This is a genomic window from Stenotrophomonas sp. SORGH_AS_0321 (assembly GCF_031453215.1).
GTDB classification, from domain to species: Bacteria; Pseudomonadota; Gammaproteobacteria; order Xanthomonadales; family Xanthomonadaceae; genus Stenotrophomonas; species Stenotrophomonas chelatiphaga.
On the sequence record NZ_JAVIZG010000001.1, the window covers coordinates 309,346 to 324,687 of the forward strand.

General features: G+C 67.4%; 12 protein-coding genes and 1 pseudogene. 7 read left to right on the plus strand and 6 right to left on the minus strand.

Annotated features, from left to right (window positions below):
• Positions 1–102 precede the first annotated feature (102 nt).
• Positions 103–552, plus strand: coding sequence for a PepSY domain-containing protein (locus QE373_RS01335; protein ID WP_123700191.1), 450 nt, complete (start codon positions 103–105; stop codon positions 550–552).
• Between the two features lie 115 nt (positions 553–667).
• Here the strand turns inward: QE373_RS01335 and QE373_RS01340 are convergent, their stop codons facing one another.
• The 3 genes from QE373_RS01340 to QE373_RS01350 form a co-directional block, all read right to left on the minus strand.
• Positions 668–1,183, minus strand: coding sequence for a hypothetical protein (locus tag QE373_RS01340; RefSeq protein WP_309682727.1), 516 nt, complete (start codon positions 1,181–1,183; stop codon positions 668–670).
• Positions 1,184–1,388: 205 nt separating this feature from the next.
• Positions 1,389–2,603, minus strand: a complete 1,215-nt coding sequence (locus QE373_RS01345; RefSeq protein WP_309682730.1) for an FAD-dependent oxidoreductase — start codon at positions 2,601–2,603, stop codon at positions 1,389–1,391.
• Between the two features lie 4 nt (positions 2,604–2,607).
• The gene (locus tag QE373_RS01350) at positions 2,608–3,102 is read right to left on the minus strand and encodes a lipocalin family protein (RefSeq protein ID WP_057508484.1); all 495 of its coding nucleotides are present in this window, start codon (positions 3,100–3,102) and stop codon (positions 2,608–2,610) included.
• A 165-nt stretch (positions 3,103–3,267) separates the two neighbouring features.
• Here QE373_RS01350 and QE373_RS01355 point away from each other — a divergent pair, with 165 nt between their 5' ends.
• Positions 3,268–3,516, plus strand: a complete 249-nt coding sequence (locus tag QE373_RS01355) for a hypothetical protein (protein ID WP_042613258.1) — start codon at positions 3,268–3,270, stop codon at positions 3,514–3,516.
• 120 nt (positions 3,517–3,636) lie between these two features.
• A complete protein-coding gene (locus QE373_RS01360; protein ID WP_309689500.1) occupies positions 3,637–6,009 on the plus strand; it encodes a DUF3772 domain-containing protein in 2,373 nt (790 codons plus the stop codon).
• A gap of 509 nt (positions 6,010–6,518) precedes the next feature.
• On the opposite strand, the gene QE373_RS01365 is transcribed toward QE373_RS01360, so the two are convergent.
• Together QE373_RS01365 and QE373_RS01370 are read right to left on the minus strand one after the other, a co-directional pair.
• Entirely contained in the window at positions 6,519–8,621 is a 2,103-nt protein-coding gene (locus tag QE373_RS01365; RefSeq protein ID WP_309682735.1) for a phosphoglycerol transferase I, read from the minus strand.
• Positions 8,622–8,831: 210 nt separating this feature from the next.
• Positions 8,832–10,521 (minus strand): annotated as a pseudogene (locus QE373_RS01370) (AarF/UbiB family protein).
• Between the two features lie 139 nt (positions 10,522–10,660).
• Between QE373_RS01370 and QE373_RS01375 the strand changes: the two are divergent.
• Positions 10,661–11,602, plus strand: a complete 942-nt coding sequence (locus QE373_RS01375; protein ID WP_309682738.1) for a DUF808 domain-containing protein — start codon at positions 10,661–10,663, stop codon at positions 11,600–11,602.
• 283 nt (positions 11,603–11,885) lie between these two features.
• Here QE373_RS01375 and QE373_RS01380 read toward each other — a convergent pair whose 3' ends face one another.
• The gene (locus QE373_RS01380; protein WP_309682741.1) at positions 11,886–13,424 is read right to left on the minus strand and encodes a diguanylate cyclase; all 1,539 of its coding nucleotides are present in this window, start codon (positions 13,422–13,424) and stop codon (positions 11,886–11,888) included.
• A gap of 111 nt (positions 13,425–13,535) precedes the next feature.
• On the opposite strand from QE373_RS01380, the gene QE373_RS01385 reads away from it, so the two are divergent.
• Genes QE373_RS01385 through QE373_RS01395 form a run of 3 tightly spaced genes read left to right on the plus strand, consistent with a single transcriptional unit; the run spans position 13,536 to position 15,333 of the window.
• Positions 13,536–14,168: an NAD-dependent dehydratase gene (locus QE373_RS01385; RefSeq protein WP_309682745.1), complete on the plus strand. Its 633-nt coding sequence runs from the start codon at positions 13,536–13,538 to the stop codon at positions 14,166–14,168.
• 10 nt (positions 14,169–14,178) lie between these two features.
• Complete coding sequence (locus QE373_RS01390) at positions 14,179–14,886, plus strand: YafY family protein (RefSeq protein ID WP_309682748.1); 708 nt, start codon at positions 14,179–14,181, stop codon at positions 14,884–14,886.
• 57 nt (positions 14,887–14,943) lie between these two features.
• Positions 14,944–15,333: a VOC family protein gene (locus QE373_RS01395; protein ID WP_309682751.1), complete on the plus strand. Its 390-nt coding sequence runs from the start codon at positions 14,944–14,946 to the stop codon at positions 15,331–15,333.
• Positions 15,334–15,342 lie beyond the last annotated feature (9 nt).

The window sequence follows — 15,342 nt, forward strand, 5'->3', positions numbered from 1 at the left end:
TGGACTAACCGTTGGCTAACAGCCCGGGCTAAGTGGCTGTTAGGTGCGCTGGGCAGACTGTGTTGGCCGGGCCCGCTGGGGTCCACCATTCCGGAGAACACCATGAACAAGCTGTCCCTGATCGCTGGCGCCACCGTTGCCGCCCTGCTGGGTACCACCGTGGCCGTCACGGCCCATGCCGCACCGCTGGGCCTGGCCCAGGTGGAACAGAAGCTGCGCGACGCCGGTTACAGCCGCATCCATGAGATCGAGAAGGACGACGGGCTGTGGGAAGCCGACGTGACCCGCGACGATGGCCGCTTCCGCGAGGTCTATGTCGACCCGAAGACCGGCGAGATCTTCGACGAGTTCGATGGCCGCACCCAGCTGACCATCGACCAGCTGCTGGCCAAGGCCAAGGAGCAGGGCCTGAAGGACATCCATTCGGTGGAACGCGACGGTGCGACGTGGCAGCTGGAAGCACGCAACGCGCGTAACCAGAAGGTTGACGTGCGCCTGAGCGGGCACGATGGCCGCATCCTGGACAGCGAGCGCGACGGCTGGCTGGATTGATCCACGCGCCATGAACCCCGGAGCCGTAGCGCCGAGCCGTGCTCGGCGAGCGCAGCGGCACAGCGGCGCATCCGGAGGCGGACAGGCCGGTCGTTGCGCCGCCGGGCGCGGCTGCTTACCAGCCGAACGGCGGCGGGCGGCCCCAGTAGCCGGGGCCAGGGCCGTAGCCCCCACCGAAACCACCGCCATACGGGCCATCCCAAGGGCCAAAGAAGCCCGGCCCCTTGCCTTCGCTGACGTGGATGTTGACGTTGACCCCGCGGGTCTTGCCTTCATCGGTGGTGTAGTTCTTGCTCAGGTTCAGCGTGGCCGCGTTGTAGTGGCTGTTGCCGTAGCCTTCGGTATAGCCGATGCCGGTGCTGACGCTGCCGGAGACGCGCAGCTTGTCATCGGTGACCTCGGCGATGCCGTTATCGCTGCCGGCACGTGCGCGCGGACCGCTCTTGTCGCCGTAGTAGGTGCCCGGGGCATCCTGCTGGAAGCTGGGATCATTGAGGTAGCGCAACGGTTCGCTGGGCACGGCCAGGTTCAGGCCGGTGGACGACTGCGGGCCGGTGGCGCCTGCAGCGCTCTGCGCCAACGCGACCGAGGGGGCGCAGGCCAGGCACAGCAGGATCAGGGGGCGGATCATGGCACGACGCTCCAGCAGCGGACGGGGCAGGGCACGCGGGCCCTCATGGCGACGCTAGCAGCTGCTGCTTGAATGATGCCTGTCGTGACGCGTCGAGGGTAGTGACGGCCCCTGGCCGTCACCCTTTTGCTGGCGCCGCTGCGCTCGCCGCGCATGGCTCGTCGCTACCGGCATCGCCCGACGTCGCCGGGGCGTGCGTTGGCGATCAGCGCTCCAGCCGCTCGAAACCGAACAGCGCCTGCAGCGGGTGGCGTCGGCGTTCGATGTTGGCGCGCAGCAGGCCGGCGCCGATCATCGAATAGGTGATCCCGTTGCCCCCGTAGGCCATCGCGAACTGCACCCGCGGTCCCCACTGCGCATGTGCGCCGAAGAAGGGCAGGCCATCGGCGGTTTCGGCGAAGGTTCCGGCCCAGGCAAACGCAGGGATCGGGTCCAGCGCCGGGAACCAGTGCTTCAGTCCCTTCATGAGTTTCTTCGATTTGCCATCGACGCGGCGGTCGCGGCGTGCCGGGACATCCACCGCATCGTCCAGCCCGCCCAGCAGCAGCCGGCCATCGCCGGTGCTGCGCAGGTACAGGTAGGGGCGCGCGCTCTCCCAGACCATCGTCGTGGCCAGTGCGCCAAGTTCGTCGGCATGCAGCGGATCGGTGATCAGCGCATAGCTGCTGCGGTTGCGCGCCACGCGCTTGTCCAGCCACTGCTGGTTGGCGTAGCCCTGGGCCAGCACCACGTGCTTGGCGCGGATCTGGACACCGTCTTCGGTGCGTGCGGTGACCCCGCGCGCGGTCGGTTGCAGCGCATGCAGCACGGTGCGATCGTGCACGTGGCCGCCGCGCCGCTTGACCCGCTCCAACAGCCGGTAAGTAAGGCAGTAGGGATCCACGCGCGCGGCCTGGCGGGTCAGCAGCGCAGCATCGCCGTCCATCCCCATGCGTTCGCGCAGCGCGCCGCGGTCCAGCCAGCGTGCGTCCAGCCCATGCTTGCGGCGTGCCGCGCCTTCTTCGCGCAGTACCGGCACATGGCGCGGCTTGCTGGCCAGGTACACGCTGTCCATCTGCTTGAAATCCACCCCGCGCAGGCCGGCGGTGACCTCGCGCAGCTGTGGCAGCGCCTGCGCACAGGCGTGGTAGGCCAGCGCCGCATCGTCTTCGCCATACTGGCGGGCCAGGTCGATCAGGTGGGTGTCGATCTCATACTGCAGCAGCGCGGTGCTTGCCGCCGTGCTGCCCCAGCCGATGTCGCGCTGTTCGATCAGCGCCACTTCGTGGCCGTGTGCGGACAGCTCATCGGCGATCAGGGCGCCGGTGATGCCGCCGCCGACGACCAGCACATTGCAGTGCAGGTCGGCTTCAAGCGGAGGGAAAGCCTGGATCAGTCCATTGCGGATGGACCAGTACGGATACCCGCTCTTCAGGTCCATGGACTCAGGCCGTCGGCTTGCCGGTGTGGGGGGTATCGATCAGTTTGGACAGATCGAAGCCCTGCTGGCGCGCGGTCGCCAGATAATGATCGCGAACGGTCTTGTCCAGGTGCGGCGTACGTGACAACAGCCAGAGATAATCGCGGTCCGGGCTGCCGACCAGCGACACGCTGTAATCGGGGGCGATCTGGATCACCCAGTAGTCGCCCTTGGTGAACGGCAACCAGCGCAGGCCCTTGGGCAGGAAGCTGACCGCGAGTCGCGCGCTGTCGTTGTCCACGACGCTGGCCTCGCCGATGGCTTCTTCGATCTCGCCTTCCATCCGGCAGCGGTTGTGCACGCGGATGTTGCCGTTGTCCTGCAGGCTGTAGTTCGCCGATACATCGGTGCAGGCTTCGGGTTCGTGGCGCATCGGCAGGCGGGCGATCTCGTACCAGGTGCCAAGGTAGCGCGGCAGCTTGAGGTCGGGGACGGTCTTGAGGTCGTTGGGGGTGGTCATGGGGCTCTCGTCCCGGAGGCGGTAGGCCACCTTGCCGCGCCCGCCCGCCATGGCAAGGTGAAGCCGCCTTGCCATGGCGTAAGCGCAACACTGCGTAGCGGCCCGTGGGTTTATCGGGCCGCTACGCGGGTCCATGCTGATGAACAGTGCCAAGGAGTGATGTCGATGTACCAGGTGATCCTGTTGAAATCCGAATCCAGCTTCGCGCGTGCCCGATGGGAGCAGGTCGAGGAGGTGGTCGACCACGAGGGCGTGGCCTATACGCTGCGTGCCGGCCCCCGCCAACCGCTGCCCACCGACCACGCCTGGGACCCGATCGTGGTGTATGCCCCGGAAGAGATCCCCGAGGAAGAGTTCCAGGAGTGGTACGCCGCCCAGCAGCCACAGGTGGAGGAGCTGCGCCTGAAGTACTGATCCGATCCCGACGCGACACGTCGTATAGTCCGCGCAGGCGCGGTGGTCCGCGCATGCCGGTAACGCGTTTTGTCTCTTTCCAGCCTGATCTCCAAGCGCGGTGCCGTCGTCGGCCTGCTGATGTTCCTGCTCCTGGCCTGCACTCCGGTGCTGGCGCAGGCCCCGGCCGAGCTGACCCCTGAGGCCCAGGTAACCCGGGCCGAGGCCACGCTGAAGTCCGCGCGGGCCTCGCTTGAGGACGCCGAAACGCCCGATACGCTGGCCACCCTGAGCGAGCGCGCGAAGGCGGCCAAGGATGATGCGGACGCCGCCGCCAAGGCGCTGCGGCCCCAGCTGGACCAGCTCAACGAGCAGCTGGCACCGCTGGGTGAGGTAGCCGAGGGCAGCACCGAGGCCCGCGAGATCGCCGTGCAGCGGGCCAGCCTGACCCGGCAGCGCAACAAGCTGGACGGCACGATCAAACGTGCCGAGCTGGCGGTCGTCAACGCCAACCAGCTGGCCGCCGACATCGAAAAACTGCGCGCCAGCCAGTTCAGCGAAGAGCTCGGCCGCAAGGTGGCTTCGCCGCTGTCGCCGGCCTTGTGGAGCCAGGTCGCCGCGACCGCGCCGGCCGATACCACGCGGGTGCTGGCGCTGTACCGGCTGGGCACCAACGCGGTACGCGATGCGTTGAAGCGCGAGGGCTGGGGCCTGCCGTTGCTGGGTCTTGGGGTGGCGCTGCTGCTGTTCTTCCCCGTGCGGCTGTGGCTGCGCGCGCTGGGACGGCGTTATGCGGCCGCCGAAAACGCGCCGCAGGGCCGCCTGCGCCGGACCGGCCTTGCGGTCTGGCTGCTGCTGGTGGGCACGGCGATGCCGGGGCTGGCGGCCTGGGCGCTGGTAGCGGCGATGGACGCGGTGGGTGCCATCCCGCCCCGGCTGCAGACGGTTTCCAATTACTTCCTGGGCGCCACCTGCTTTTCTGCCTTCATCGTCGCGCTGAGCGCCTGCCTGCTGGCGCCCAAGCGCCCGTCGTGGCGCCTGCTGGACCTGGATGACACCGCAGCGCGCAACCTGCGCAAGTACGCGTGGAGCGCCGCCGCGGTGAGCTGGATCAGCATCATGCTGGCGGCGGTGGATCGTGCGGCACGTACCAGCGAGATCAACACCATCGCGCTGGACGGGGTGATCGCCCTGATCTACCTGTGCCTGATCATGGCGATGCTGGTGACGCTGTCCCGCCTGCACCGGCGGCAGACCGCCGAAGCGGCCGAGCGCGCTGAAGCGCAGGCCGCCGATTCGCGCGCGCGTGGGCCGGCCCAGCGCAGTGGCTGGATCGTGTTGACCCGCGTGGCGGGCAACGTGGTGGTGGCCGCGGCGATCATCGCCTCGCTGTTCGGTTACCTCAATTTCGCCAAGTTCGTGACCTCGCAGCTGGTCTGGGGCGGCATCGTCGCGCTGACCACCAGCCTGCTGCTCAAGTTCGCCGACGACCTGTGCACCTGGATGCTGCATCCGGACAGCCGCATCGGCCGCACCGTGGTACTGACCACCGGCCTGAGCGCGGCGCAGGTGGAACAGGCCGGCGTGCTGCTGTCGGCCTTCAGCCGCATCGCGCTGGTGCTGATGGCACTGCTCATCTTCACCGCTCCGTTCGGCAATGTCGGGTCGGTGTTGGGCAGCGTGGAAGCGTTGTCGAAGGGCATACCGATTGGACCCAACATCACGCTGCAGCCTGCCAAGATCCTGTTGGCCGTGGTGGTGCTGGTGGCCGGCCTTGCATTGATGCAGGCGTTGCAGCGCTGGCTGGTGGACACCTACCTGCCGAAGACCGAGCTCGATTCGGGCGCACAGAACTCGATCAGTACCGTGGCGCGTTACCTGGGCATCATCCTTGCCGTGTTGTGGTCGCTGACCGCCTTGGGCATCGGCTTCGGCCAGCTGGCACTGGTGGTCAGCGCGCTGTCGGTGGGCATTGGTTTCGGCCTGCAGGCGATCACCCAGAACTTCGTCTCCGGCCTGATCCTGCTGGCCGAGCGGCCGGTGAAGATCGGTGACTGGGTGAAGATCGGCGACCAGGAAGGCGACATCCGCCGCATCAACGTGCGCTCCACGGAGATCACGGTCGGGGACAAGTCGACGTTGATCGTGCCGAACTCGGAGCTGATCACCAAGACCGTACGCAACATGACGATGGGCAGTGCACAGGGACGGATCCAGATCCAGTTCACGCTGCCGTTGAACGCGGACGTGGCGGCGGTGAAGCAGGTGCTGCTGGATGCCTACACGGCGCATTCCAGCGTGCTGTCCGACCCGGCGCCATCGGTGTTCATCGATTCGATCGCCGGCGGCCAGGTGGCGATCAACAGCTTCGCCTACGTCTCCAGCCCGCGGCAGGTCTACGGCGCGCGCAGCGACCTGTTCTTCAGCCTGCTGCAGGAACTGGCATCCAGGGGCATCGCGCTGTCGGCACCGACGGACATCCACCTGGTTCGGGACCCTGACGGGGCAGTTTGAGCCTGCGGCTCTTGCTGGAGCGGAAGCAACGGCAAGAGCAACGGCAACGGCAACGTCAACAGCTTGCAGGGCTGGGTGTTGGCGGGGCGGGGTGGCTGTGCAGGACACGCCGTGAACCCGTCCATGGGGGCTCGCTTTTCGCATCCATGCGAAAAGACGGTCCTGCACAGCCACCCCGCCCCACCTTCGACAGGTCCATGGTGGCCATGGACAAGGCGGTGGGTTGGAAGGGTGGGAGGAAGATGGGGTCAGAGTCCTTTCGCGTAGCGAAAGGACTCTGACCCCTGCCTTTGTTCTTTTATTTTCAATCCGCAGGTGGCGGCCACCGGAACCTGTCAGGGGGCCGGGCGGTGGGGCTGGGCGGGGGCGTTGAGCGCCATGGATGGCGCGAAACGAGGCCCGCAGGATGCGGTCTTTGCCGTCCCCCGAGCAGCCCCACCGCCCGGCCCACCCCCAGCTGCGGCTTCAAGCAACAGCCACCCGCGAGGGGGTCCAACCCGTTCGCCCAACTACCCGCGCGGACGCCGCGAAGGCACCAGCGCGAAGGTATCCACCGCCAGCTTCTCGGCGTGGTTCAACCACGCCCGGATCTCCAGGTCATCCACCTCGTGGTCCAGCCCGAAGCTCAGGTTGATCCGCCCGCTGGCATCGGGCTGCACCCACTGCTGGGCCAGCACCACCTGCCGCTGCGAGGACACCGCTTCGATCCAGAAACCGCGTTGCGGCTGCGTGCTCGCCACCAGTTCCAGCATGTACTGGCCGGCGCGCGTGCGGCGGCCCTTGTCGGTGATCATGTGGGCCTGGCGCACGCTCGGGCGCGGGCCATCGAAGGCATCCAGCGCGGCATCCACCTGCACGCCGCCGCGCAGTTCGTCATCGCGGTACAACTTGATGCCGTTCTCGCGGTTGACCAGCAGCGCGCACCAGTCGCCATCGGCGGAACCGTCTTCAAAGGCGGTGCAACGGTCCACGTAGGCCAGCGTGCTGTCCTTGTCGGCCTCGTCGAACTGGCGCGAGGTGTTTTCCAGATACACCGTCTTCAGCGCCCAGTCCTTGTCGTACTCCAGCAGCACCGGCGGCTGCACGTGCTGCACGCCGACGATCACCTGGTTGCCCTCGTCGATGCGCAGCTCGCGGGTGGGCTCGCCCAGCCACAGCGAACGGGCGAACGCCAGGTACTTCGGATACTCGCGGCCGTTGTCCTTGCGCGCAGCAACGCTGGCACTGGCGGGACGCTGCGGATCCAGCAGCGAACGGCCGAAGCCGATGCGCTGGATCGCCGGATCCAGCAGGCTCAGCAGGGTGGCGCCACTGTCCAGCGTAGTGGCGTCGTCCACCTGCAGCTGGCGCGGTTCGATGCCGTTGCCCACGAACAGCAGCAGGTTCTCGCGCTCCTGCTTGGCCAGCACGTGGCTGAGGTCGTTGGGCATGGCCAGGTGATCGGACGACACCACGATCAGCGTGTCCTTGCCGTACGGGCTCGCCTGGATGCGCGCGACCAGCTGGGAGATCAGGCGGTCGGTGCATTTCAGGGCATTGAGCAGGCCGATATTGCCGTGCTCGCTTTCATAGCGCTCATTCCGGCACGACACCGGCAGGTGCCCCGCAGGATGATGGGTGTCCATGGTCAGCGTGGTCAGCATGAACGGCTCTTTGCCGCGCGAGAGCTGTTCGAAGCGGCGATACGCGGTGTCCAGCAGCACGTCGTCATGCACGCCCCACGCCGAGTAGTGGATGCGGCCGACCTTCTTCTGCTGCTTGAACCACGCCAGGTCATGCACTTCATCGAAACCGTGGCTGGCCAGGAACTGGCCCTTGCCGGCGAACTGCCCATTGGCGCCGCCCAGGTAATGGTTGGTGTAACCCTGCTGCTTCAGGTAGTCGCCCAGGCACACCGCCTTGGGCAGGAAGCTGCCCATGCGGTCCATGCTGTTTTCATCGCCCTGGGCGGTGGTCAGCGGCACGCCGCACATCGACGCCACCAGCCCGGCGATGGTCCAGCCGCTGCCTTCCGGCGAGTCCAGCCCGCGCACGTCGAGCGAGCGTGCCGCCAGTTTGGTGAGGTTGGGCATCAGGCCGGGGAAGACCTTCTCATCCAGATAGGTGCGTTCCAGGCTTTCGCCGTAGATCCACACGATGTTGCGCGGACGTTGCAGCGGCTGCGTCGGCACCTGGTACTCCGGTGCGATCCCGGCGAAATCGACCGGGCGCAGCTGGTAATACAGGCGCTGGCCATCGGCGAACAGTGGGCTGATGAATATCGCCAGCAGCCAGACACCGGCGAAGCCGACGAACAGTTTCCGGCCGTTCTGCGGCCGCTGCCAACGCTTGATGCGCACCAGCGCGAACGGCAGCAGCGAGACCAGCAGCAGGGCGATATAGCCGGCAATGACACGCTTGAAATCGGAGACACCCGCGCCTTCCATGTCGGCACCGAGGTGGTACAACGTGGCCGCATTCAGGCCATCGCCGGACAACTGGTCGATCAACCACCAGCTGCTCAGTGCGATCAGCAGGACCGAAAGCAGGCCGGCCTTCCACCACAACCACTTGCTGGAAACCAGCAACAGCCAGGCGAGCACGAACAGCGTAAGCAACAGAATCCAGAGCATGGGCGTATTCGGCAGTGACGGAGGTGGTGATGGACGTCGTACCGACGCGTGTCCATCCGACCGGAACTGCCAACCACATCTGCATGACAGCCCGATGACTGGATCATGCCTGCACGAACCTGACTGAAATGTTTGTTGAAAACGTCAATCACTGAGAGGTCGTCAGCTTTGTGCAGCGTGCGTGAAGCGCGCTGCACTGCCAGGTTTGACCTAGCGGTGCCCGCGCTCTTCGCGTGCGCGTGCACGCCGATCAAACAGCAACGCACTGGTGATGATGCCGAGGCCGAGGAACACACCGATCAACATCAACACCATCGCAATGGCGGGATAACCGAACAGGTGCACGCCGTTGTCCACCTTCATCATCAAGGCCGATGCCAGGATCAGTGCGGCGGTGACGATGCCGGCAGACACGCGGTTGGCGATCTTCTGCAGGTTCTCCATCAGCCGCGATTCTTCCAGGCCGGTCACCTTCATCTGCAGCCGGTTTTCTGCCAGCAGCGCCAGGATGTCGGTCATCTTGCCGCGGACCCACGCGCAGCAGCTCCTGCACTTCCATCGCTTCGCTGGCCAGGTTGGCCGCCGACAGCGATTTCTTCAGCCGCGCGCGCATCACGTGCTGCAGCTGCTTTTCCACGATGCGCCGCGTGTCCAGCGTGGGCGACAGCAGCCGGCACACGGTTTCAAGGTTCAGCAGCGCCTTGCCGATCAGGCTCAGCTCCGGCGGCGTGCGCAGCCCGCTGGCGGTGGCGATGCGTACCATGTCCAGCACCACGCGGCCTTCGGAATAATGGTTGCTGGCGGCGTAACGGGCGATCATCTGGCCGGTCTCGCGCAGGTAACGTTCTTCTTCGAACGATTCCAGCCGCGTGCTGATGGCGATGATCTCATCGGCCACTTCCTCGCCGCGTCCGTCGACGGCGGCAAACAGGACCTTCAACAGGCGCTCGCGCAGTCGCGGTGGCATGTGCGCGACCATGCCCAGATCGAAGATCGCCAGCCGTCCGTCATGGGTGACGCGCAGGTTGCCCGGGTGGGGATCGGCATGGATTTCGCCGTGCACGAAGATCTGGTCCAGGTAGCCGCGGATCAACGCGGCCGCCAGCGGATCCATCGATTGTTCGGTGCGGCGGATGTCCGGGATCATGTCCACGCGCACGCCGTCGGCCAGCTGCATGGTCAGCACGCGATGGCTGCAGTAGTCCCATACCGGCTGCGGTACCCACAACGGCTTGAACGGACGCAGGTGCTGCCCGAAGCGCTGCAGGTTCTCCGCTTCGGCCTGGTAGTCCAGCTCCTGCACCAGGGTCTTGGCGAACTCGTTGAGCCAGTCGCGCAGGCGGACCCGGCGGCCGACCTGGGTCAGGTGGTCGGCGGCCAGCGCGAAGCTGCGCAGCGCTTCCAGGTCCGAACGCAGCTGGGCGGCGACCTCCGGCTTCTGCACTTTCACCGCCACTTCGCGGCCATCGCGCAGCGTTGCGCGGTGGACCTGGGCGATTGAAGCACAGCCCAGCGGCACTGGATCGAAGCTGGCAAACAGGGTCGACACCGGAGCGCCGAGTTCCTTTTCGATGATGGTGTGGATGCGTTCGACCGGGATCGGGGCGACGCTTTCCTGCATCCGCTCCAGTGCCGTGGCGAACTCCACCGGCACCATGTCCGGACGGGTGGACAGCATCTGGCCGAGCTTGACGAAGGTCGGGCCGAGCGATTCCAGGTCGGTGACGAACTGTTCCGGATTGCCGTCCGGCGGCACATCGGGGGCGCCGGCAGCTTCCAGGTTCATCCCGGAGAACACGCCGGAATTGCGGTAGCGCATCAGCAACCGCAGGATCTGGCTGCGGCGGTTCATGCCGGTGATCAACGGCGGGTTGGTGGGCGCGGCAGACGGGTTGTTCAAGCAGGACTCCGCGACGGTACAGGAGGCCCAGTGTGGCCGCGGCCAGGTGGTGGAGCGGTGAATCCGCGGGTGTGTTTCGGGATTCACGCCTTTTCAGTCAGAATCCAGCCTCGACCCTCCCCTACAACATGGACCCTTCATGGCCGGCGCCAGCCTGTTCACCCTGCTCGACGACATCGCCACCCTGCTGGACGATGTGGCGGTCCTGACCAAGGTCGCGGCAAAGAAGACCGCCGGCGTGCTCGGCGATGACCTGGCGCTCAACGCACAGCAGGTCACCGGCATGAGCGCCAACCGCGAACTGCCGGTGATCTGGGCAGTGGCCAAGGGATCGCTGGTCAACAAGGTGATCCTGGTGCCGGCGGCGCTGGCGATCAGTGCGCTGGAGGCCTGGCTGAAATCGCGCGGCTACAACGTGCCGCTGATCGTGCCGCTGATGATGCTCGGTGGTGCTTTCCTCTGCTACGAAGGCGTGGAGAAGCTGGCCCATCGCTTCCTGCACCCAGCCGAAGAAGACCAGGCCAAGCAGGCGGAGCGGCGCCAGGCGCTGGCCAACGAGCAGGTGGACATGGTCGCCTTCGAGAAGGACAAGATCAAAGGCGCGATCCGCACCGATTTCATCCTGTCGGCCGAGGTGATCGTGCTGACGCTGGGCGTGGTGGTCACCTCCGGCGCGGCATTCACCCAGCAGCTGCTGACCTTGAGCGTGGTCGCGCTGGCGATGACCGTGTTCGTCTACGGGCTGGTGGCGGGCATCGTCAAGATCGACGACGCCGGCCTGTACCTGGCCAGGAAGGGCGGGGCGGTGGCGGCGTTCGGGCGCGGCATGGTGGCGAGTGCGCCGTGGCTGATGAAATTCCTGTCCATCGCCGGTACCGCGGCGATGTTCCTGGTCGGTGGCGGCATCCTGGTGCACAACGTGCCGGCGCTGCACCATTGGGTGCTGGAGCATGGTGGTGAAGGGCAGTGGGCATGGCTGGTCAACGCGCTGGTGAACGTGGGCGTGGGCCTGGTGATCGGCGCGCTGGTGCTGGGCGCGGTGATGCTGGTGCAGAAGCTGCGCGGCAAGCCGGCGCACTGACAGGTAGTGACGGCCGCTGGCCGTCAACGCCGTTGGCCGCAGCCTCGGTGGGGGACGATGCCCGGTGCTGGGTGACGATGCCCGCGTTGGTGGGTGACGACCGTTGGTCGTCACGACGCTGCAGGCGAAAAGCTGTGACGACCAGCGGTCGTCACCCACCGTGGGGGCGAGGTTTGACGGCCAGCGGCCGTCACTACCGGGGGGCAAGGTTTGACGGCCAGCGGCCGTCACTACCGGGGGCAAGGTTTGACGGCCAGCGGCCGTCACTACCGGGCCAGACGCCTCAGCCGGCCTGCACGCGATTGCGGCCCAGCCGCTTGGCCGCGTACAGCGCTTCGTCGGCACGACGCAGCAAGGACTCGGCGCTGTCGCCGGTGCTCCATTGCGCCAGCCCGGCACTGAAATGCACCGGTACGCGCTCGTCCTGCACGTTCAACACGCGCTGGGCCAGTGAGCGCTGCAGGCGCTGCAGGGTGGACATGCTGTCCGCCCCCGGGGTGTCCGGCATGACCAGCACGAACTCGTCGCCGCCCAGCCGCGCCACGCTGTCGCTGGCGCGCAGCAGCAGCTGGCAGACACTGACGAAATGCTTGAGCACTGCATCGCCACCGGCGTGGCCGAACTGCGAGTTGGTCTGGCCGAACTCGTCCAGGTCGATCACCGCGACCGCCAGCGCGCTGCCGCCGCGTGCGGACCGGGCGAGCTCGGACTGCAGCAGCTCATCCAGTCCGCGCCGGTTGAGCGCACCGGTCAGCGGATCGGTGCGGACCAGGTCGGTCACTTCGCGCAGGTCCTGTTCCAGCTGGGCGATGCGCTGCTCGGCCACCTCCACCTCCAAGCGCGCATTGGCCAGATGGTCGCGTGCCTGCGCGGCCTGTTGCTGCACCCGCCCGGTGTCCTGCAGCACCGCCTGCAGCAGCTGGTTGAGGTCGGCGATGCTGCGTGCTTCGCGCAGCGCCAAGGCATAGCTGCTGATGCGGTCGTGGTACTCGCCGGTGCTGTTGGCCATGCCGTCCAGCTGCTGCACGAAGTCGCCCATCAGCCCGCGCATGGCGGCCTTGGATTCGCTGATGCCCTGCTTGAGCAGGCCCTGCTTGTAGATCACCTGGCGCAGTTCGCTGCGGGTTCGTTCGACCGCCGCGGTGTCCAACGGACTGGACAACAGCTGGCGCACGGCATCGATCTGCCCGTGCAGCCAGGCACCGTCGTCGAGCAGCTCGCTGATGTTCTCCAGCAGCAGGTCGAACAGGCCCAGCAGCAGTTCATCGCGTTCCTGCCAGGCCTCGCTGCGCACGCCGATCTGGTGGCCCAGTTCGCGCTGGCCCTGTTCCAGCGCATCCAGCGGCTGGCCGGGCTGCCATTGCTTCCAGGCGGCGGCCTGCGCCACGGCCTGCTCGCGCAGCTGCGGGTCGTGCTGCAGCAGGCCCGCCACGGTGATGCCGAGCACCTGGCGCAGCTGTTCGCGCAGGCGGTCACCGTCGGGCGGCGCATCCGGGGCATGCAGTTCGATGGTACGGATGTACTTGTCGATCAGCTGGCGCATCGCGCGGCCGTAGCGCGGCCAGTCCGCATCGGCCTGCGCTGACTGCAGGCGATCACCCATGTCGCCCAGCTCGCCGGGCAGGGTCGCCATGCCATCGGCAAAAGCCGCCAGCAGGGACTCGGGGTGTGCGGCGTGCGCGAACAGCTGCTGCAGGCTGAGTCCATTGCCCCCGCGGGTGACCGCGCGCGGGCCGTCGCTGCCCGCGGCGCCCGCACGGACCAGCGCCAGCGATCCAAGCTGGGTGCCGGGGGCGGGGCGGGAATCGCGGCGGTCCGTCATGCGGGGTGTCCGGGAGAGGCAGAGGCTGGTGACAGCATATCGGCGCGGCCGACGTTGGCTTTATACCCGTGCAGCGTTCACGATGGGGAAAATGAACCAGGGGAGAAGGCGATGCGGGTGATGTTGCTGGGCGCGACCGGACTGGTAGGGGGGCAGGCACTGGGGCTGTTGCTGGACGATCCGCGCTGCACGGCGCTGGTCGCGCCGAGCCGGCGGCCGCTGCCGGTGACCGCGCCCAAGCTGGACAATCCGGTGCTGGATTTCGAACACCTGCCCGGCACCGCGCCGTGGTGGGCGGTGGATGCGGTGATCTGCGCGCTGGGCAGCACCATGGCCCAGGCCGGCAGCCGCGATGCCTTCAAGCGCATCGACCACGACTACCCGTTGACCTTCGCCGGGCAGGCCCACGCGCATGGCGCCGGCACTTTCGTGCTGAACTCCGCGGCCGGCGCGGACGCGGGTTCGCGGTTCTTCTACAACCGGGTGAAGGGCGCGCTGGAACAGGACCTGCGCGGGCTGGAATTCGATTCGTTGACGCTGGTGCGGCCCGGGCTGATCGGCGGCCAGCGTGCGCACAAACGCACCGGCGAACACCTGGCAATGCAGGTGCTGGGCGTGCTGGGTCCGCTGCTGCCGCGCGGCTGGCGGATCAATCCGGCGGACAACATCGCCGCTGCGCTGGTGGACGCCGCGCTGGCGCCCCGGCCCGGCGAACACGTGGTCAGCGCGGCCGAGCTGGCCTGAGCACGCCGCGATGTCCCGCTCGCTGCGCCTGAACCGGCTGCTTCAGTTGTTGCGTCGCCATCGGCGACCGGTGCGCGGCCAGCTGCTCGCCGATACGTTGGGCATCAGCCTGCGCACGCTGTACCGCGACATCGCCACGCTGCAGCAGCAGGGCGCGGACCTGCGCGGTGAGGCCGGCATCGGCTATCTACTGCAGCCTGCTGACACCCTGCCGCCGCTGACCCTGCCGCCGGCGGAGATCGATGCGCTGGTGCTTGGGTTGCGCTGGGTGGCTTCGCGTGCCGATCCCGGGCTGGCCGAGGCGGCGCGTGATGCACTGGCCCGCATCGGCCACGCACTGCCCACCGAGCGCCGGCAGCAGCTGCAGACCAGTGGCCTGCGGGTCGGCCCTGCGCGGCCGCTGGAGGCGGTCGTTGCGACCTCGCTGCAGGTGGTCCGCGAGGCCATCGGTTCGCAGCAGCGCGTGGACATCGGCTACCGCGACCTGGCGGGGTGCCGCAGCCAGCGGACGGTGTGGCCGTTCGCGCTGGCCTACTTCGACGAAGTTCCGATGCTGGCGGCGTGGTGCGAACTACGCGGCGGCTTCCGCCATTTCCGGCTGGACCGCATCGAGTCCGCGCAGGCGCAGGACGCACGCTATCCCACGCCACGCAGCGCGCTGCTCACGCGCTGGCAGCGCGAGCAGGACATCACGCCGGACTGGCTGGATCGCTGCTGACCGGAACTGTCAGCAGGGTGGCAGCAGGATGGACGCTCTTCCCAAGCGAGTGATCCCATGTTCAAGCCCGACGCCGTCATGCACTACGTACGCGATGTCCCTCTCAGCGCCGCTTTCTATGCCGGCATCATGGGCCGGCCGGCGAGCCAGCTCGCGCCTGGATTTGCCTTGTTCGTGGTTCCGGGCGGCCCCGCGCTGGGTCTGTGGGAACGCGAGGACGTGCAGCCCACTACCGTGGGCGCACCCGGCGCGTGTGAGCTGACCATGGTGGTGGCCAGTGCTGCGGACGTTGAACGGATGCACGCGGCGTGGCTGGCGCTAGGGGTGGAGATCGCGCAGGCACCGGTAACGCTGGCGTTCGGCCACACCTTCGTTGGCCTGGACCCGGATGGGCATCGGTTGCGCGTGCACAGCCGGGCCGAAAGCCTGCCGCCGCGGGAGGCCTGAACGGAAAAG